This is a genomic window from Pseudomonas sp. Z1-12, from assembly GCF_051132015.1.
Taxonomy (GTDB): Bacteria; Pseudomonadota; Gammaproteobacteria; order Pseudomonadales; family Pseudomonadaceae; genus Aquipseudomonas; species Aquipseudomonas zanjanensis.
This window is the reverse complement of record NZ_CP071647.1, coordinates 464,308-483,713: the sequence shown is the minus strand read 5'-3', so window position 1 is coordinate 483,713 and position 19,406 is coordinate 464,308. Positions and strand designations below refer to the sequence as shown.

14 protein-coding genes are annotated in these 19,406 nt (G+C 60.9%); 7 read left to right on the top strand and 7 right to left on the bottom strand.

Annotation, left to right across the window (positions count from 1 at the left end; translation table 11 throughout):
• The first annotated feature begins 10 nt into the window (after positions 1-10).
• Positions 11-658 carry a peptide-methionine (S)-S-oxide reductase MsrA gene (gene msrA / locus J3P85_RS02125; protein WP_434704739.1) on the top strand — a complete coding sequence of 216 codons (648 nt, stop codon included), beginning with the start codon at positions 11-13 and terminating at the stop codon, positions 656-658.
• Between the two features lie 258 nt (positions 659-916).
• Here the strand turns inward: msrA and J3P85_RS02120 are convergent, their stop codons facing one another.
• The 3 genes from J3P85_RS02120 to J3P85_RS02110 are packed head-to-tail and all read right to left on the bottom strand — an operon-like array spanning position 917 to position 4,610.
• Positions 917-1,756 carry a 23S rRNA (adenine(2030)-N(6))-methyltransferase RlmJ gene (locus J3P85_RS02120; RefSeq protein WP_434704738.1) on the bottom strand — a complete coding sequence of 280 codons (840 nt, stop codon included), beginning with the start codon at positions 1,754-1,756 and terminating at the stop codon, positions 917-919.
• A gap of 26 nt (positions 1,757-1,782) precedes the next feature.
• Positions 1,783-2,568 (bottom strand): DUF4123 domain-containing protein, encoded by a 786-nt coding sequence (locus J3P85_RS02115; protein ID WP_434704737.1) that lies wholly within the window; start codon positions 2,566-2,568, stop codon positions 1,783-1,785.
• Positions 2,565-4,610: a type VI secretion system tip protein VgrG gene (locus J3P85_RS02110; protein ID WP_434704735.1), complete on the bottom strand. Its 2,046-nt coding sequence runs from the start codon at positions 4,608-4,610 to the stop codon at positions 2,565-2,567. The genes J3P85_RS02115 and J3P85_RS02110 overlap by 4 nt, the downstream gene beginning before the upstream one ends.
• 265 nt (positions 4,611-4,875) lie before the next feature.
• Here J3P85_RS02110 and J3P85_RS02105 point away from each other — a divergent pair, with 265 nt between their 5' ends.
• Positions 4,876-5,370 (top strand): DUF2165 family protein, encoded by a 495-nt coding sequence (locus J3P85_RS02105; protein ID WP_434704734.1) that lies wholly within the window; start codon positions 4,876-4,878, stop codon positions 5,368-5,370.
• A 132-nt stretch (positions 5,371-5,502) separates the two neighbouring features.
• Here J3P85_RS02105 and putP read toward each other — a convergent pair whose 3' ends face one another.
• A complete protein-coding gene (gene putP / locus J3P85_RS02100) occupies positions 5,503-6,987 on the bottom strand; it encodes a sodium/proline symporter PutP (protein WP_186706027.1) in 1,485 nt (494 codons plus the stop codon).
• Positions 6,988-7,449: 462 nt separating this feature from the next.
• Here putP and putA point away from each other — a divergent pair, with 462 nt between their 5' ends.
• Positions 7,450-11,403 (top strand): trifunctional transcriptional regulator/proline dehydrogenase/L-glutamate gamma-semialdehyde dehydrogenase, encoded by a 3,954-nt coding sequence (gene putA / locus J3P85_RS02095; protein WP_434704732.1) that lies wholly within the window; start codon positions 7,450-7,452, stop codon positions 11,401-11,403.
• Between the two features lie 247 nt (positions 11,404-11,650).
• A complete protein-coding gene (locus J3P85_RS02090; protein WP_434704731.1) occupies positions 11,651-13,453 on the top strand; it encodes an acyl-CoA dehydrogenase in 1,803 nt (600 codons plus the stop codon).
• 84 nt (positions 13,454-13,537) lie between these two features.
• Here J3P85_RS02090 and J3P85_RS02085 read toward each other — a convergent pair whose 3' ends face one another.
• Both J3P85_RS02085 and J3P85_RS02080 read right to left on the bottom strand, forming a co-directional pair.
• Positions 13,538-13,840 (bottom strand): cell division protein ZapA, encoded by a 303-nt coding sequence (locus J3P85_RS02085; RefSeq protein ID WP_186706030.1) that lies wholly within the window; start codon positions 13,838-13,840, stop codon positions 13,538-13,540.
• A complete protein-coding gene (locus J3P85_RS02080) occupies positions 13,837-14,067 on the bottom strand; it encodes a hypothetical protein (RefSeq protein ID WP_250962252.1) in 231 nt (76 codons plus the stop codon). Before J3P85_RS02080 ends, J3P85_RS02085 begins: the two co-directional genes overlap by 4 nt.
• A 258-nt stretch (positions 14,068-14,325) precedes the next feature.
• On the opposite strand from J3P85_RS02080, the gene J3P85_RS02075 reads away from it, so the two are divergent.
• Positions 14,326-15,951: a methyl-accepting chemotaxis protein gene (locus J3P85_RS02075; protein WP_434704730.1), complete on the top strand. Its 1,626-nt coding sequence runs from the start codon at positions 14,326-14,328 to the stop codon at positions 15,949-15,951.
• Between the two features lie 188 nt (positions 15,952-16,139).
• Here the strand turns inward: J3P85_RS02075 and J3P85_RS02070 are convergent, their stop codons facing one another.
• Positions 16,140-16,517: a DUF6124 family protein gene (locus tag J3P85_RS02070; protein ID WP_434704729.1), complete on the bottom strand. Its 378-nt coding sequence runs from the start codon at positions 16,515-16,517 to the stop codon at positions 16,140-16,142.
• Between the two features lie 241 nt (positions 16,518-16,758).
• On the opposite strand from J3P85_RS02070, the gene J3P85_RS02065 reads away from it, so the two are divergent.
• Positions 16,759-17,292, top strand: a complete 534-nt coding sequence (locus J3P85_RS02065) for an RICIN domain-containing protein (RefSeq protein ID WP_434704728.1) — start codon at positions 16,759-16,761, stop codon at positions 17,290-17,292.
• 353 nt (positions 17,293-17,645) lie between these two features.
• Complete coding sequence (locus J3P85_RS02060) at positions 17,646-19,388, top strand: potassium/proton antiporter (RefSeq protein WP_434704727.1); 1,743 nt, start codon at positions 17,646-17,648, stop codon at positions 19,386-19,388.
• Positions 19,389-19,406: the final 18 nt, after the last annotated feature.

Sequence of the window (19,406 nt, the reverse complement as noted above, 5' to 3'; positions counted from 1 at the left end):
AGGACTGATCATGGTCTTGCGCTCGGAAATCCTGGTGAACAAAAACGTGCTTCCTACTCCTGATCAAGCTCTGCCTGGCCGTGAAACCCCGATGACCGTGCCGGAAAAACACTTCGTCCACGACGCGCCCCTGCTGGGCCCGTTTGCCATGGATGTGGACTTCGCGATCTTCGGCCTCGGTTGCTTCTGGGGCGCAGAGCGCAAGTTCTGGCAGCGTGAAGGCGTGGTCAGTACCGCGGTGGGTTACGCCGGCGGTTTCACGCCGAACCCGACGTATGAAGAGGTCTGCTCGGGCCTTACCGGCCACAGCGAAGTGGTCCTGGTGGTCTACGAGCCAGCGAAAGTCAGCTACGAAGAGCTGCTGAAGATGTTCTGGGAACTGCACAACCCGACCCAGGGCATGCGCCAGGGGAACGACATCGGCACCCAGTACCGTTCGGTGATCTATGCCACGAACCCGACTCAACTGGCAGCGGCCAGACACAGCGAGCAAGTCTTCCAGGCTGAGCTGACCAAGGCCGGCAAAGGCACCATCACCACCGAAATCGAAGAAGCGCCGACGTTCTACTTCGCCGAGGCCTATCACCAGCAGTACCTGGCGAAGAATCCTGAAGGCTATTGCGGGATCGGCGGCACCGGCGTGACCTGCCCGATCTGACTACAAGCTTCGCGAGCAGGCTCGCTCCCACAGGTCCAGCGGCATACCCAAATGTTGCATGCACACCAGGGCCAATGTGGGAGCGAGCCTGCTCGCGATAGCGGTGGGTCTGGAGCGGTAATGCTGAATGTGCCGCCGCCATCGCGAGCAAGCTCGCTCCCACACTGGTTCTGAGGTGTGTCCAATATTTCTGTTCGCCCTGAACCCTGTGGGAGCGAGCTTGCTCGCGATGGCGCCCTTCCAGACGCCCTCAAACCATCAGCTCTCAGCGATCAACCAATCCATCTGCCACCCACCTTGGGTCTGCCCGAGCTTTTTCGACAGCCACGGCAGCAGCTCACGCAACTCTTCTTCCAGTCCCCACGGCGGGTTGGCAATCGCCAGGCCGGAACCGTTCAGGCTGTTGGGCGTCGCCAGCGGGTGCACCAACAGTTCCACCCGCAACAGCTTCGGCGCGCCCGTGCCAGCCAGGTCTTGGTAGAAACGACGCAACATCCGCTGGTCCTTCACCGGGTACCAGATGGCCGCCACCGTCTGGCGCATCCGGCCAATCGCCTCCTTGAGCGAGGCGGCACAGCGTTGCATTTCGTCAAGCTGTTCGAAGGGTGGATCGATCAGCATCAGCGCACGTTTTTCCGCCACCGGCAGCAACGCCCGCGGCACATGCCAGCCTTCACCCAGGTGCACCGCCACGCGACGGTCGCCTTTCATGTTGTCCTTGAGCAACACGCCGTCTTCCGGATGTTTCTCATTAAGCAGCACACGGTCGTGCGGACGGGTCAGGCGCCGCGCCAGTTCCGGCGAGCCCGGGTAGTAGCGCAATTCCCCGTCCGGGTTCATCTCGTGCAGCACTTTCATGTAGTCGGCAGTCAACGGCGGCAGGTCGCCCTCGCCCCACAACCGCGCGATGCCTTCCAAGTACTCACCGGTACGATTGGCCTGGTCGCCCTGCAAGTCATACAGCCCGATGCCCGCGTGGGTATCGAGGTAGGCGAAGGGCTGTTCCTTGCGCGACATCAGCGCGATGAGGCGGGTCAAGGTCAGGTGTTTGAACACGTCGGCGTGATTGCCGGCGTGGAAGGCGTGGCGATAATTCATGGCGGCTCCTGCGAAGGGCGACGAGTTTACCTTGAAGCGCGTCGAACGTCAGGGGTTGGCAGCCCGGCGGACACGCCACGATCAGCAAGCTCGCGCAGCAAGTACGCCTGCAAGGGCGCCTTGGGCGCGGCAAGCGGCTTCGATCGCTGAAGAAAATGGGTAATCTTGCACCGCAGGATGCGCTGGTCGACCCGCTCACACAGAGACGGATGCTCTTCGCCCAGCCATGTGAGCAAGTTATCCACCAGACAGTCCATCGACCCCTCGGCCATGGCCTCCAGCAGCGCCACCGGCACTTCCCACCAAGGAAAAATTCGGGCCGGTCGCTGGACGTTTCCCACGAACTCAAGAGATTGACCGTTGATCAGGCAACGACTGATCACCGGCAAGAGCTGCCCGGCGTCCACCGCCGTCGATTGCAGGATCGGCCCCATGAACCGCCCATCCCAAAAGCGCAGGAAAACCGCCTTGCCACCCGGCAGCAACACCTGGGTGAGCCCACGTAAATGCTCGGCAAGGTCTTCCTGGCCAGCACGCGCCACCGCCAGCCACCCCCAATCGAGTGAATCGGTGGCCGCTATCCAGTCAAGGAACTCACTGTCTGCGCGAACAAGCCCTACATAAGGCATGACCGCTTCCCATCCGGCATACGGCGTGTCGGCCCAGATCGGCGTGGGCGTCGTGGCCATCGAGCGCCGCCAGGCCGATAACGGCCCAGCGCTGCTGGCGCTGCTGAAAATGGCGAACAGTTGCTCGGACGCCTGCAGCGGATGGTGCTCAAGCCATGCTCGGGGAGATGGGTCGCCGTTCATGCACGCCTCCGGCCATTGACAGGTTTATGAGTAACCGGCGGCACTGTGCAGACGCCGTTTCTACAACGTTCACATTCCTCACAGAATGGCGCCGAGCCTTGGAAACTGAGGACTTGCGCCACGGAAAGCCGAGGCGCCGCCGCTGGGACCGGTTTCCCGGCGCCGCCCGGCGAACCCGCTGCCGCGTCCATCACCGCCATCGGCGCCCCACCGACCTCGATCGGCACACTGCTGAAAATCCCACCGGCACCGATGTTGATCCAATGGCCGCCAGCCTGGAGGGTCACACTAGCGCCACCGTCCAGAACCACTTGCTGGCCGGCACTGACATGAAACTGCTGGCCGGCGTTCAGGACCTGGCTGGTCACCCGAATATGCCGCTCGCCACTCACCAGCAAGTGATCGTCCTGGCGGACTTCAGCCTGGCGCCTACCGTGGGTGACGCGCTGCTCATCGGCCTTTAGCTCGTGCCGCGCCGTGCCGGTGACAACGATGCTACGCTCGTGATCGACCTGCACCCGCTGATCGTGCAACACATGCTGGGTCCAGTTTCGCTGGGCCCGAAGGTAGATCTCCTCGGCCCCCTTGCGGTCCTCGATGCGCAGTTCGTTATAGCCTTCGCCACCAGGGCTGCTCTGGCTGCGCCAGATACTGCGGGTCTTGTCCGCCGGCAGTTCCAGCGGCACCGGGTTGGCGCCATTGGGCAGGCAACCGACCACCAACGGCTTGTCCACGTCGCCATCGATGAACCCCACCAGCACTTCCATGCCGACCCGGGGAATCATCACCGCACCGTAGCGATCATGGGCCCAACCCGCGGCCACTCGCAGCCAGCAACTGGAATGCTCATCGCGCTGGCCGTGACGATCCCAGACCAGTTGCACCTTGACCCGCCCGAATTCATCGCAATGGATCTCGCTGCCCTGCGGCCCGGTCACCACCGCTGATTGATAGCCGTGGGCATGGGGCTTTTCGTGCTGCAAGGACGGCCGAAAGAACACGTCCCATGGCGTGGCGAAGAAGGTATTTCTATAACCCTGGAATTCATCCGGACTGGAGGAGGCTGTTTCTTCCCGCACCTGGGGTTGACGGCCATGATGGCTGATCTGGGTCAGGAGCCACAGATCGTTCCACTGTTCCCGGGGATGGTTCTTGATGCGCATGAAATGCCCGCTGACGAAGGCGCTGTCATCGCTGTCGCCCTGTGCCACGCGATGATTGGCGCCGTGACGCTCAAGGGCGCGTCGGGTCAGGTGCTTGCCATCGTCACGGTCGCAGAACCCACCGGGGTAGCGATAGTCCTCAAGGACAGGACGTTGCCGATTGTAGAGCTCGGCTTGCAATGTCACGCCAGGCTTGCGGAAGTCGTAGTCGCGCAACGTCACGGCCGTGGTATGGGTCTGGATTCGCACCGCCAAGCGCTTGATGGCCGGCGCGTCGGCAGCCATGCCGCTGTCGGGAAGGTACAACGTCGATTCGGGCAGGCAAGGAAACACGGTCTGGTCATCACCGAACACCAGCAGATGACCGTCAGGGCGGTGGCGAAAATGGTAGTGGATACCGACTTCAGCGCAGATCCGCTCAATGAACGCCAGGTCGCTTTCACCGTACTGCACACAGTATTCACGCTCGGGGTATTGCCCTGCGAGGGTGAATTCGTAGGCACCCGCCAGGATCCCGTGATCCTTCAAGACTTGGGCGACGATAGCGGGCACGCTCAAGCGCTGGAAGATCCGCTGGTTGATACGATGGCGCAAGTAGGCCAGGCGCGGCACCAAAGTGACCTGGTAGCGAGTCAGGCGCTTGCCCGAGTCGCCTTGGGCGACGCTATAGAGCTGACCGTGTATGCCACCGTCCCGGTCGTCGAACCCCAGGAATGCCTGACGATGCAGAAGCTCTTCCAGTGCCAGGTCGGACCGTTCGCTGACCAGTTCCAGGTCAAAACGATAGGGCTGGCTGATGGCTTCCGTGCCCTTGAACTCAAGCACCTTGAGCTCGCTCGGTTGGTTGTCGAGCGTCAGCGTGAATCGCGGCGGGAACATCCTATGTGCCTCTGCTGAATGGAGGTGGATGATTCTGCACGAGCACCAGGGACGTGTATTGGAGGCGCAAAAAAACAGATTTGCCCTACAGCCAAGAAGCCAAAAGCTGCTAAGCGTGATGCATTTTCCGATAGACATTCGAAGCATCACGGCCAACCGCTACCGTCCTACAAACGAATCAGCAGTTTCTTGCAACGTGCTCGATCTCTGGCCAACAGTGGGCGTGATAACGTGCGTCAGTCGCAAAAAGCAAAGGACGCATGACATGACGACACGCTACGCAAAAATCGCAATGACCCTGGCACTCGCTGCATTCGCCTTCCTGACGGTGTTCAACAACCTCACGGACTACCGCTCCAATTTCAATTTCGTCCAGCATGTCCTGAGCATGGACACCACCTTCCCCGACAATGCCGCCCGGTATCGCGCCCTCGATAAACCATGGATGTGGCACGGCGCCTATTGGCTGATCATCTTCGGCGAGGCATTGACGGCGGGGCTGCTAGGCTACGGCGCAGTGAAACTGTGGCAGGCACGCCGGGCCGAGGCCGGGGTGTTTGCCCGCGCCAAACGATGGACCGTGGCCGGGTTGACGGTCGGTTTCTTCGTCTGGTTCTTTGGTTTCATGGTGGTCGGCGGCGAATGGTTCCTGATGTGGCAATCAGAAATCTGGAATGGCCAGGACGCTGCGTTCAGATTCTACATGGCGATCCTGGGCGTGTTGATCTTTCTCAACCAGCCTGATGCCGAGATGAAGTGATATCCGTGGCGAGGGAGCTTGCTCCCGCTGGACTGCGTAGCAGTCCCTTTTTGTGAGCGCTTCGCACTCAAGCGGGAGCAAGCTCCCTCGCCACATTGGATCACCTGCGGGCTCAAGGCCGCGCAGAAAGTCTTACTGGTTCAGACGGAAATCTTTCTCGGCCGCTTCGAAGCGCTGCACCATACCGGTGGTAGGCGTGCCCATCTTGCTGACGAAGTAGATAGCCAGGCTGGCGAAGATGAAGCCTGGGATGATTTCGTACAGACCCAGCAGCTCGAAATGCTTCCAGACAACGACGGTGATCGCACCGACCAGGATACCGGCCAGGGCGCCGTTGCGAGTCATGTTCTTCCAGACCACGGAGATCAGGACCACCGGACCGAAGGCGGCACCGAAGCCGGCCCAGGCGTAGCTCACCAGGCCCAGTACACGGTTTTCCGGGTTGGCGGCCAGGGCAATGGCAACCAAGGCCACCAGCAGCACCATGGCGCGACCGACCCAGACCAGTTCCAGCTGGGAAGCGCTCTTGCGCAGGAAGGTCTTGTAGAAGTCTTCGGTCAGGGCGCTGGAGCACACCAGCAACTGGCAGCTCAGGGTGCTCATCACCGCCGCCAGGATGGCCGACAGCAGGACACCGGCAACCCAAGGGTTGAACAGGATCTTCGCCAGCTCGATGAACACGCGCTCAGGGTTTTCGGTCACGGGACCGGCCACTTCAGGGTGCGCCGAGAAGTAGGCGATACCGAAGAAGCCAACCGCCACGGTGCCGCCCAGGCACAGGATCATCCAGGCCATGGAGATACGACGCGCCTTGGCAATCGACTTGACCGAATCCGCCGCCATGAAGCGCGCCAGGATGTGCGGTTGGCCGAAGTAGCCCAGGCCCCAGCCCATCAGCGAAATAATGCCGATGAAGGTGGTGTTTTTCAGCATGTCGAAGGACGTAGGATCTTTCGCTTCGATCGCCAGGAACGTGGTGTCCACGCCACCGGTGGCCAACAGTACGATGATTGGCGTGAGGATCAGCGCGAAGATCATCAGGGTGGCTTGTACGGTGTCGGTCCAGCTCACCGCCAGGAAACCACCGACGAAGGTGTAGGCGATGGTCGCGGCAGCACCGGCCCACAGCGCGGTCTCGTAGGACATGCCGAAGGTGCTTTCGAACAGACGGGCACCGGCCACGATGCCGGAAGCGCAGTAGATGGTGAAGAACACCAGGATCACCACCGCAGAGATGATCCGCAGCAGGCCGCTCGTGTCTTCGAAACGGCTGGAGAAGTAATCCGGCAGCGTCAGGGCGTCACCGTTGTGCTCGGTCTGCACCCGCAGGCGACCGGCCACGAACAGCCAGTTCAGGTAGGCACCGATGACCAGGCCGATGGCGATCCAGCTTTCCGACAGGCCGGACATGTAGATGGCACCCGGCAAACCCATCAACAACCAGCCGCTCATGTCGGAAGCACCGGCGGACAACGCCGTGACCACGCTGCCCAGGCTGCGACCGCCCAGGATGTAGTCGGAAAGGTTATTGGTGGAGCGGTAAGCCATCAGGCCGATCAGGACCATGGCTGCGATGTAGATCACGAAAGTGATCAAGGTGGGATTACTAACACTCATGAGTTACGCCCTGGCTTTGTTTTTATGATGCGGTGGCAGTTGAAAGCGTCGACAACGCTGAAGTTGTAGCAACGATTTGCAGTCCCGCGAATTTATGACTGATGTTTCCCCAGGAAAGCCATCAGCCGATGCCCCTCGGCTTGGAACCGGTTGCACCTTGGCCGCGAATGCTATTCAACAAATCAAATAAGGTGCAACCAGTTTCGTTCGAATAAGTTGCACCTGATCGGTTTTGTCGCAAAATCGCCGTTTTTTGCTCCCTTTTAGTGCAGTAAACGGCCCATCTCTAGAAGCCAAAGCACTAAGGCGGTGCAGGAATGGCGGGGCAGTATTTACTTCCAGATGAGCTGCCTGTCATTTCGAGAAAAAAAGGGTTGCACCCGGTTGCACCTCAATCAGCGCGCAGCTAATCTTGCCGCCAGCTGATGCCACGCCACACGTGGTAAACATGAGGATAAAAATATGGCTACCACCACCCTTGGGGTCAAACTCGACGACCCGACCCGCGAACGCCTCAAGGCGGCCGCAACCTCGATTGATCGCACGCCGCACTGGCTGATCAAGCAGGCAATTTTCAATTACCTGGAAAAACTCGAGGGTGGTGCAACCCTGACCGAGCTGAACGGTTCCCCTCGTGCCGACAGCGACGATGCTGGCGATGTACAGGTCGACCACGCTCACCAATGCTTCCTCGAGTTTGCCGAGAGCATCCTGCCGCAATCGGTCCTGCGCGCCTCCATCACCGCCGCTTACCGCCGCCCGGAGCCGGAAGTGGTACCGATGCTGATGGAGCAGGCCCGACTGCCGGCCGAAATGGCCGAAGCCACCAATAAGCTGGCGGCGTCGATTGCTGAAAAACTGCGTAACCAGAAGAGTGCCGGCGGCCGTGCCGGTATCGTTCAGGGCCTGCTGCAGGAATTTTCCCTGTCTTCCCAAGAAGGCGTGGCGCTGATGTGCCTGGCCGAGGCGCTGCTGCGCATCCCGGACAAAGGTACCCGCGATGCCCTGATCCGCGACAAGATCAGCACCGGCAACTGGCACCCACACCTGGGCAACAGCCCGTCGCTGTTCGTCAACGCCGCCACCTGGGGCCTGTTGCTGACCGGCAAGCTGGTCGCCACCCATAATGAAGCAGGCCTGACTTCGTCCCTGAGCCGCATCATCGGCAAGAGCGGCGAGCCGATGATCCGCAAGGGCGTCGACATGGCCATGCGCTTGATGGGCGAGCAATTCGTCACCGGCGAAACCATCGCCGAAGCCCTGGCCAACGCCAGCAAGTTCGAATCCAAGGGCTTCCGCTATTCCTACGACATGCTGGGTGAAGCCGCGCTCACCGAACATGACGCTCAGAAATACCTGGCCTCGTACGAACAAGCCATTCACTCGATCGGCAAAGCCTCCCATGGTCGTGGGATTTATGAAGGCCCGGGCATTTCCATCAAGCTCTCGGCCCTGCACCCGCGCTACAGCCGCGCCCAGTACGAGCGCGTCATGGACGAGCTGTACCCGCGCCTGCTGTCGCTGACCCTGCTGGCCAAGCAATACGACATCGGCCTGAACATCGACGCCGAAGAAGCCGACCGCCTCGAACTGTCCCTGGACCTGCTGGAGCGCCTGTGCTTCGAGCCGCAGTTGACCGGCTGGAACGGCATCGGCTTCGTGATCCAGGCGTACCAGAAGCGCTGCCCATACGTGATCGACTACGTCATCGACCTGGCCCGCCGCAGCCGCCACCGCTTGATGATTCGCCTGGTAAAAGGCGCGTACTGGGACAGCGAGATCAAGCGCGCCCAGGTCGAAGGCCTGGAAGGCTATCCGGTCTACACCCGCAAGGTGTACACCGACGTGTCCTACATCGCTTGCGCCCGCAAGCTGCTGTCGGTGCCGGAAGTCATCTACCCGCAGTTCGCCACGCACAACGCCCATACCCTGTCGGCCATCTACCACATCGCTGGTCAGAACTATTACCCAGGCCAGTACGAATTCCAGTGCCTGCACGGCATGGGTGAACCGCTGTACGAACAGGTTGTAGGCAAGGTCTCCGAAGGCAAGCTGAACCGTCCGTGCCGTGTGTACGCGCCGGTCGGTACCCACGAAACACTGCTGGCCTACCTCGTACGCCGCCTGCTGGAAAACGGCGCGAACACTTCGTTCGTCAACCGCATCGCCGACCAGTCGATTTCCATCCAGGAACTGGTCGCCGATCCAGTGGCCAGCATTGAGCAGATGGCAACCCTGGAGGGCGGTTTCGGCCTGCCGCACCCGCGCATCCCACTGCCACGCGACCTGTACGGCAGCGACCGCGCCAACTCCAGCGGCATCGACCTGGCCAACGAACATCGCCTGGCATCGCTGTCTTGCGCCCTGCTGGCTACCGCCCATAACGACTGGAAAGCCGTGCCGATGCTCGGTTGCGCCGCTAGCGAAGAAAGCCCGGCAGCGGTGCTCAACCCGTCCGATCACCGCGATGTGGTTGGCCATGTGCAGGAAGCCACGGTTGCCGACGTCGACAACGCCATTCAGTGCGCCCTCAACGCCGCACCGATCTGGCAGGCCACGCCACCGGCCGAGCGCGCTGCGATCCTCGAGCGCGCCGCCGACCTGATGGAAGGTGAGATCCAGCCGCTGATGGGCCTGCTGGCCCGCGAAGCCGGCAAGACCTTCGCCAACGCGATTGCCGAAGTACGTGAAGCCGTGGACTTCCTGCGCTACTACGCAGTGCAGGCGCGCAACGATTTCACCAACGACGCCCACCGCCCATTGGGCCCGGTGGTCTGCATCAGCCCGTGGAACTTCCCGCTGGCGATTTTCAGCGGCCAGGTCGCTGCCGCTCTGGCCGCCGGCAACCCGGTTCTGGCCAAGCCCGCCGAACAGACGCCACTGGTGGCGGCCCAGGCGGTGCGCCTGATGCTCGAAGCCGGTATTCCGGAGGGCGTCCTGCAACTGCTGCCGGGTCGCGGCGAAACCGTCGGTGCCCGCCTGGTGGGTGATGAGCGCGTCAAGGGCGTGATGTTCACCGGCTCCACCGAAGTCGCCCGCCTGCTGCAACGCAACATCGCCGGTCGCCTGGACAGCCAGGGCCGGCCGATCCCGCTGATCGCCGAGACCGGCGGCCAGAACGCGATGATCGTCGATTCCTCGGCCCTGACCGAACAAGTGGTCATCGATGTGGTGTCGTCGGCCTTCGACAGCGCCGGCCAGCGTTGCTCGGCCCTGCGGGTCCTGTGCTTGCAGGAAGATTCCGCCGACCGCGTCATCGAAATGCTCAAGGGTGCCATGGCCGAATCGCGCCTCGGCAATCCTGAGCGCCTGTCCGTGGACATCGGCCCGGTGATCGATGCCGAAGCCAAGGCCGGCATCGAGAAACACATCCAGGCCATGCGCGACAAGGGTCGCGCCGTGTACCAGATGGCAATCGCCGACAGTGACGAGTGCAAGCGCGGCACCTTCGTGATGCCGACCTTGATCGAACTGGAAAGCTTCGACGAGTTGCAGCGTGAAATCTTCGGCCCGGTGCTGCACGTGGTGCGTTACAAGCGCAAGGAGCTGGATCAGTTGATCAACCAGATCAACGCTTCCGGCTATGGCCTGACCCTGGGCGTGCATACCCGCATCGACGAGACCATCGCCAAGGTCATCGACAATGTGCATGCGGGCAACGTGTACGTGAACCGCAACATTGTCGGCGCCGTGGTCGGTGTCCAGCCGTTTGGTGGCGAAGGCCTGTCGGGCACCGGCCCCAAGGCCGGTGGGCCGCTGTATCTGTACCGCCTGCTGTCGATGCGTCCTACCGATGCGATCCAGCAATCCTTCGTCCGTGGCGATGCGCTGGCGACACCGGACCTGCGATTGCGCGAGGCCATGGGCAAACCGCTGGCGGCGCTGCAAGCCTGGGCTGACAGCCAGAAGCTCGCCGAACTGAGCGCCCTGTGCGTGCAGTTCGCGGCTCAGTCGCAAAGCGGTATTACCCGTCAGCTGACTGGCCCGACCGGTGAACGCAACAGCTACGCCATCCTGCCGCGCGAGCACGTGCTGTGCCTGGCCGACGTGGAAGGCGACCTGCTGACGCAACTGGCGGCGGTATTGGCCGTGGGCGGCTCGGCCGTGTGGCCGGAAACCGAGACCAGCAAGGCTGTGTTCGCACGCTTGCCGAAGGATATTCAGGCGCGCATCCAGCGGGTGGCCGACTGGACCAAGGACGATGTGCTGTTCGATGCGGTCCTGCATCACGGGGACTCGGATCAATTGCGCGGTGTTTGCCAGCAAGTGGCCAAGCGTGCCGGCGCCATCGTCGGTGTGCACGGGTTGTCCCAGGGCGAAACCAATATTGCCTTGGAACGCTTGGTTATCGAACGTGCGCTGAGCGTCAATACCGCTGCGGCGGGTGGTAACGCCAGCCTGATGACCATCGGCTAAATGCTGTAAGCCAGGCACCTGCAATAGGTGCTCGGCAATAGAAATCCCTGTGGGAGCGAGCTTGCTCGCGATAGCGGTGCTTCAGTCAGGAATGTTGTCGACTGGAACACTGCTATCGCGAGCAAGCTCGCTCCCACACTTTTTTGATTAGCGTCACCCTCGCTCCTCCATCACCCAAATCAATCATCCTGTTCAGCCTCCATCCCCACGCCTAGACTCGGCCCATTCCAAAAAAAGGTAGGCCGCCATGTCCGAGACGCTGCTCAGTTCCCGCAATCTGGCTTTCGAGCTGTACGAAGTCCTCGATGCCGAGGGCCTGACTCAGCGCGAGCGGTTTGCCGAGCACAATCGCGAAACCTTCGATGCAGCCCTCGGCACGGCCCGCAGCATCGCCGAGAAATTTTTCGCGCCTCACAACCGCAAGAATGATGAAAACGAACCGCGCTACGAGAACGGCGAGGCGATCCTGATTCCCGAGGTGAAACCGGCGGTGGATGCCTTCCTGGAGGCCGGGTTCCTCAATGCCGCGCGCAGTTTCGAGGCCGGTGGCATGCAACTGCCGACGTTGCTGTCCCAGGCCTGTTTCGCGCACTTCCAGTCGGCCAATGCCGCGTCGACCTCTTATCCGTTCCTGACCATGGGCGCGGCGAACCTGATCGAAAGCTTCGGCAGCGACGAGCAGAAGCAGCGCTTCCTGCAACCGATGATCGACGGTCGCTTCTTCGGCACCATGGCCCTGACCGAGCCCCATGCTGGCTCATCGCTGTCGGATATTCGTACACGCGCAGAGCCGGCGCCCGACGGCACCTATCGACTCAAAGGCAACAAGATCTTTATCTCTGGTGGCGATCATCCGCTGTCGGAAAACATCGTGCACATGGTCTTGGCGAAATTGCCGGATGCACCGCCGGGCGTGAAAGGCATTTCGTTGTTTATCGTGCCCAAGTTCCTGGTCAACGACGACGGCAGCCTCGGCCCGCGTAACGACGTGCTGCTGGCCGGGTTGTTCCACAAGATGGGCTGGCGCGGCACCACGTCCACGGCGCTGAACTTCGGCGACAACGGCGAATGTGTTGGTTACCTCGTCGGCAAACCGCACCACGGCCTGAGCTACATGTTCCAGATGATGAACGAGGCGCGGATCGGCGTCGGCATGGGCGCGGTGATGCTCGGTTACGCCGGCTACCTGTATTCCCTTGAGTACGCCCGCGAACGCCCGCAGGGACGGGTGCCCGACAACAAGGACCCGACCACCGCCCCCGTGGCAATCATCCAGCACGCCGACGTGCGGCGCATGCTGCTGACCCAGAAGGCCTACGTCGAGGGTTCGTTTGACCTGGGCCTTTATGCAGCCCGGCTGTTCGACGACACCACCACCCTGGACAGCGAAGCCGAGCGACGGCGCGCCCATGAGCTGCTGGACCTGCTGACCCCCATCGTCAAGTCCTGGCCCTCGGAGTTCTGCCTGAAAGCCAACGAGCTGGCGATCCAGATTCTCGGCGGCCACGGCTACACCCGCGAATACCCGGTGGAGCAGTACTACCGCGACAACCGCTTGAACCCGATCCATGAAGGCACCCACGGCATCCAATCCCTGGACCTGCTGGGACGCAAGCTGGCGCAGAACGGCGGTGCCGGCCTCAAGCAGTTGATTCGCCTCGTAGCCGACACCACCGAACGGGCCCAGGCGCACCCATCGCTGACGCCGCTGCGCCAGCCGCTGGAAGCGCTGGTGGCGCGCCTGCAAACCGTCACCCTCGGTTTGCTGACGGACCTGGCCCAGGGCAAGGTCAACGGCAGCCTCGCCAACTCGGCGCTGTACCTGAAGGTGTTTGGACACATGGTGATCGGCTGGCGCTGGCTGGAGCAAGCGATTCGTGCCGAGGAAGGCCTGGCCAAGGGCAACGCGGCGGACAGCGACTTCTATAAAGGCAAGCTGCAAGCGGCGCGCTACTTCCTGACCTGGGAAGTGCCGGGGTGTCACCATGAGCTGGCGATTCTTGAGGCACGGGATGATACGTGCCTGGGGATGCGGGATGAGTGGTTCTGAGCCACTGCTTGTGGTGTGGCTGACATCCAATCGCGAGCAAGCTCGCTCCCACACAAAGCCCTGCAGTCAACATTCGCTAACGGGTCAGACCTGCTGAATCGTCTTGGCAATCACCTCGACCGTGGCGCTGACTTGCTCTTGGTAACGGTCGAGTTCCGCTTGATGCTGCTTCTGCATTTCCATCTGCTGCGAACACAGGTTCATGGCCGCCAATACCAGCAGGCGATCACCGATCAGCGTCGGGTATTTCCTTTTGGTATCGGCCAGTGCGGCCTTGAGCATCGAAGCGGCGTCCAGCAGGGCCTGTTCCTGCCCGGCCGGCGCTTTGATTGAATAGTCTTCTCCCAGGATCGAGATGACCGTCACCCCATCGGCGCCGTGCTTCATGCGCTGACAGGACCGGCGCTGGCGCGCTCGATCAGGGCCTGGATGCGGGCCGCGGTGGCGCCGTGCAGTTCTTCCTGTTCCATCAGGCTCAGTTGCAGGCTTTCGTTTTCATCCTTGGCCTTGGCAAGTTCGGCGCTCAGGGTTTCGTTCAGGCCGGTGAGTTGCAGATTCTGTTGCACCAGGTCGTTGACCAGTTGCTCCAGTTGGCTGAGGGATGCTTCCAACATATTGATTTCCAGGCTTTTCCAAGGGGCGCGTACGATAAAGAAAAGTCACCGCCGATGCCACGCTTTACGCAGTGGCGGCGCTTCGCTCGCGAGCTGTAGAGACTGCGATTCAAGCATCTTGTTCCTACCCTTCGTCGCACGGCGACTGCTGCACTGCGACAAAAGCACGCACGGCACTCAAGACTTCGGTCGCTAGACCGATAAGTCAGTGAAACCAGTCACAGCCCCGCACGGACGCGCTTCTTCACGGTAACTTCCATGTCCCTACGTAATATGAACATCGCGCCGCGGGCGTTCCTGGGGTTTGCCCTGATCGGCGCCCTGATGCTGGCCCTTGGGGTGTTTGCCCTGAGCCAGATGAGCAAGATTCGCGTATCTGGCGACAACATCGCCCAAAACAGCGTCCCCAGTATCAAGGCCCTGAACGAGTTCACCCAGCTCACCCTGCGTCTGCGCGTGTTGTCCTATCGCCTGCTGACCAACCGCGAAGCGGATACCCAGCAAAAAACCCTGGATCTGTTCGAGCAACGCAACCAGCAGGTCCGCGCCGCACAGACGGCCTATGAAAAACTCATCAGCGCGCCTGAAGAACGGGCCGCGTATGACCAGTATGTGCAGCTGCTTAATCAGTACCGCCAGCTCGAAGAGCGGATGAAAACCCTGTCGCGCAACAATCAGGTCAACGAACTGCAAGCGCTGCTCAACACCGAGCTGATGAGCAATTCCGACGCCGTCAACGCCGTGCTGGCTCGCTTGACGGACATCAATAACCAGCAAGCGGAAGCATTCAATAAAAACGCGGCGCAACAATATTCCACCGCGTTCAACTGGGTCGTCACCCTGCTGGTCATCGCCACTGGCCTGACCGTGCTGTTCGCCTGGCTGCTGACCAACAGCATCACCAAGCCGATCGCCAACGCATTGGATGCCGCCGAGGAAATCGCCAAGGGCAACCTGACCCGGCCGATCACCGTTGACGGCAGCGACGAAGCCGGCCGCCTGCTGCGGGCGATGTCGACCATGCAGGAAAAACTGCGCGACACCCTGCAACGAATCTCCGGCTCGGCCACACAGTTGGCGTCCGCCGCTGAAGAACTCAACAGCGTCACCGACGAAAGCGCCCGTGGCCTGACCCAGCAGAACAACGAAATCGAACAGGCCGCCACGGCGGTCAACGAAATGACCAGCGCCGTGGAAGAAGTCGCCCGCAATGCGGTCAGCACGTCGGAAGCGTCCAGGAACGCCACTACGTCCGCTGGCGACGGCCGCGACCTGGTGCAGGAAACCGTTGGCGCCATCGAACGCATGAGTGCCGACGTACAAAGCACTGCCTCGTTGATCGGCAACCTGGCCAATGAGTCCCGGGATATCGGCAAGGTTCTGGATGTGATCCGCGGCCTGGCCGACCAGACCAACCTGCTGGCCCTGAACGCCGCCATCGAAGCCGCTCGCGCCGGTGAGGCCGGACGAGGCTTTGCCGTGGTCGCCGACGAAGTCCGTGCCCTGGCCCATCGCACCCAGCAGTCGACCAGCGAAATCGAACGCATGATCGGCAGCATCCAGAGCGGCACCGAACAGGCCGTGGATTCGATGCGCAACAGCACCGAACGCGCCGAATCGACACTGAACATCGCCCGCGGCGCCGGCATGTCCCTGGACACGATCAACAGCGCCATCGTCGAGATCAACGAACGCAACCTGGTGATCGCCAGCGCCGCCGAAGAACAGGCCCAGGTGGCCCGTGAGGTGGACCGCAACCTGGTGAACATCCGCGACCTGTCGGTGCAATCGGCCACCGGCGCCAACCAGACCAGTGCCGCCAGCGCCGAACTGTCGCGCCTGGCCGTGGACTTGAACAGCATGGTTGGGCGGTTCAGCCTTTAACCGCAAACCTATTGATCGCTCACACTCCGCGAGCGATCAATGCTGTTGTGGCGAGGGAGCTTGCTCCCGCTGGACTGCGAAGCGGCCCCAAAACCTCAAAAGCGACGACTGCTTCGCAGCCGAGCGGGAGCAAGCTCCCTCGCCACAATGTTTCGCTCCAGGATCCGCCCTTTTCTCAAACTTCCCGCTTACCTGGGATCGACGACATCCAACGCCTGGTTTGCCAATAGCTCCCCGAGCTCGATCAACTGTTGCAGCCCCAGCGCAACGTGTCGTCGCGAGCCTTTCAGGTCGAACGCCAGGTCACTGGCCATCGCATTGGCCGAGGCCAGCGTTTCGCTGAGCTTGGCCAACAGGCTTTCGGCATCGACGCCCTCCACGAAGGTGAACAGCTGGTCCGGGGATGGCTTCTTGTTGGGCGGGGCGGGCTGCGGGTTCAGATAGGAATCGATGATGCGCTCGGCGTTGGCGTCGGCCGCGATATCCAGGTGTATGGGCGGGACGGGTGGGTCTTGGATGATTTTGTAAGCTCTTTTAACCGCTAAATCCTTCACTTCGTAAGTCATGATATTCCTCGCCCCTATTGATGTTTTATGCGTTGAGGCGCTACGCCTTATTCAGAAACCGTCTATAAAACTGTCAGGACTTACAGTAGAGCAGGTCGCACTATCTGATCAGCATGCTTAGTAGCGACTCTTCAGGAAGGGGTTTCACCTGGAATTTGAGTCTATATAAAACCGCTTCGGAAGCAGTGTTCATCTAGTGAGCTCTACGCTCGCACTGCGCAATCTATCAAGGAGAACTATCATGCCAGATGAAATCACCCCCCGCGAGGATCAAGCCCCTGAGCAGGAATCCCAAGGTGCTCCAGGCAGCGGCGTAACCATCCCCGAAGCTGTATATAAAATTTACACCTATTTAGGTGACAACAAGCTTGTTGACATGTCGCTGCAAGCAGAAGGCAACAACGTGCACAACGTCAAAGTGTATCGTGATACCAGCGCCTCCGAATCCACTTGGCTTTTTATCTCCAAACCTGCAAAAGGCGGGTATCTGATAGCCAACGGAAGGAACTATTCCCTTGCACTCGGAGAGTCCACCAACAATAGTGTAATTACCTCAGCTATTACGGAGCGTCCAGCCCAAATTTGGGTTCTAAAAAGTGCGGGTAACGAATTCTATTATTTCGAAAACAAATATGACGGCAAGGTGATGGATTTGCATGGGGCTAGCACGGCGGACAACACTAACATTATCAACAATCGTTATAGCGGATGGAACAACCAGAAGTTTAGGTTGGTAAGGATAAGAGACCTTCCGGAGGGACCAAAGTCAAAATGATGTCCTCTATAAGTAAACAACAACAGAAAAAGCAGAAAAATGGAGCAGACGAAAAAGGGGACAGATTATTTAACGCTAACTAAATCTATCCCCTTTACCCTAAGTTGATTAATCAACTGGCTCTCGTGGCGAGGGAGCTTGCTCCCGCTGGGCTGCGAAGCGGCCCCAAAACCTCAAAAGCGACGACTGCTTCGCAGTCGAGCGGGAGCAAGCTCCCTCGCCACAAGGGCTGCGCCCAAACTCCAATCCCAAACCTTTTTTGACAGCATCACATTTCAACAGGTTAGAATCGCTGGCACGTAGACTGCATGGTCAGTTTGCGCCCGTCCTTCAGTTCTCCCGGAGTAACGCCTTTGACTGCAACGACCATCAACAGCCTGTTCTTGATCGGCGCGTTGCTGGTAGGTGCGAGCATCCTAGTGAGTTCTCTTTCGTCCCGCCTGGGCATCCCGATCCTGGTGATCATCCTGGCCGTGGGCATGGTGGCCGGTGTCGACGGCGCCGGTATTCTTTTCGATAACTACGCCACGGCCTATCTGGTCGGCAACCTCGCATTGGCGGTCATCCTGCTCGATGGCGGCTTGCGCACGCGGGTGTCGAGCTTTCGCGTGGCGCTGTGGCCGGCCTTGTCCCTGGCGACGGTCGGGGTGTTGATTACCACCGGACTGACCGGCCTGGCGGCGGCGTGGCTGTTTGACCTCAATCTGATGCAGGGCTTGTTGATCGGCGCCATCGTCGGCTCGACCGACGCCGCGGCGGTGTTCTCGCTGCTGGGCGGCAAAGGCCTGAACGAACGGGTCAGCGCCACCCTGGAAATCGAGTCCGGCAGCAACGACCCCATGGCGGTGTTCCTCACCGTCACCTTGATCGGCATGCTGGCCAGCGGTGAAACCGGCCTGCACTGGAGCCTGTTGGGGCATCTGGTGCAAGAGTTCGGGATTGGCGCCGTGATCGGCCTGGGCGGTGGCTGGCTGATGCTGCAGATGGTCAACCGCATCAACCTGGCCAACGGGCTCTACCCGATCCTGGTCATCAGCGGCGGCCTGGCCGTGTTCGCCCTGACCAACGCCCTGCACGGCAGCGGCTTCCTGGCGGTGTACCTGTGCGGCCTGGTACTGGGCAACCGTCCGGTGCGCAGCCGCCATGGCATCCTGCACATGCTCGATGGCATGGCGTGGCTGGCGCAGATCGGCATGTTCCTGGTGCTGGGGCTGCTGGTCACGCCCCACGACCTGTTGCCGATCGCCCTGCCGGCCCTGGGGCTGGCGTTGTGGATGATCCTGTTTGCCCGTCCGTTGTCAGTCATGGTCGGCCTGCTGCCGTTCAAGGCGTTCCATAGCCGTGAAAAAGCGTTTATCTCCTGGGTCGGGCTGCGCGGCGCGGTGCCGATCATCCTGGCCGTGTTCCCGCTGATGGCCGGCCTGCCCCAGGCGCAGCTCTATTTCAACCTGGCGTTTTTTATCGTGCTGGTCTCGCTGCTGGTGCAGGGCACGAGCTTGCCGTGGGTCGCCAAGTTGTTGCATGTGACCGTCCCGCCCGAGCCACTGCCGATTTCCCGGGCCGCGCTGGAAGTGCACGTCACCAGCGAATGGGAGCTGTTCATCTATCGCCTGGGCAAGGAAAAATGGTGCATCGGCTCGCCCCTGCGGGACCTGAAAATGCCCGATGGAACCCGCATCGCGGCCCTGTTCCGTGGCCAGCAATTGCTCCATCCGTCGGGTAGTACGGTGCTGGAAGTCGATGATTTGCTGTGTGTTATCGGCCATGAACACGATTTGCCAGCCCTTGGAAAACTGTTCAGCCAGGCACCGCAACGAGGCCTGGATTTGCGCTTCTTCGGCGACTTCGTACTCGAAGGAGACGCCCAGCTGGCCGCGGTTGCCGCACTCTACGGGTTGAAGCTGGACGGCATCGATCCAGACATGACCCTGGGCCGCTTCATTGCCCAGAAAGTGGGCGGTGCGCCAGTAGTCGGCGACCAAGTGGACTGGAACAATACCCTGTGGACCGTCGCGGCCATGGACGGGAACAAGATCGGCAAAGTGGGCGTCAGATTCCCCGAAGGAAGTCGCCCGGGTCCCGGCTTGTTCCTCTAAACTGCTCCCACTCTCACT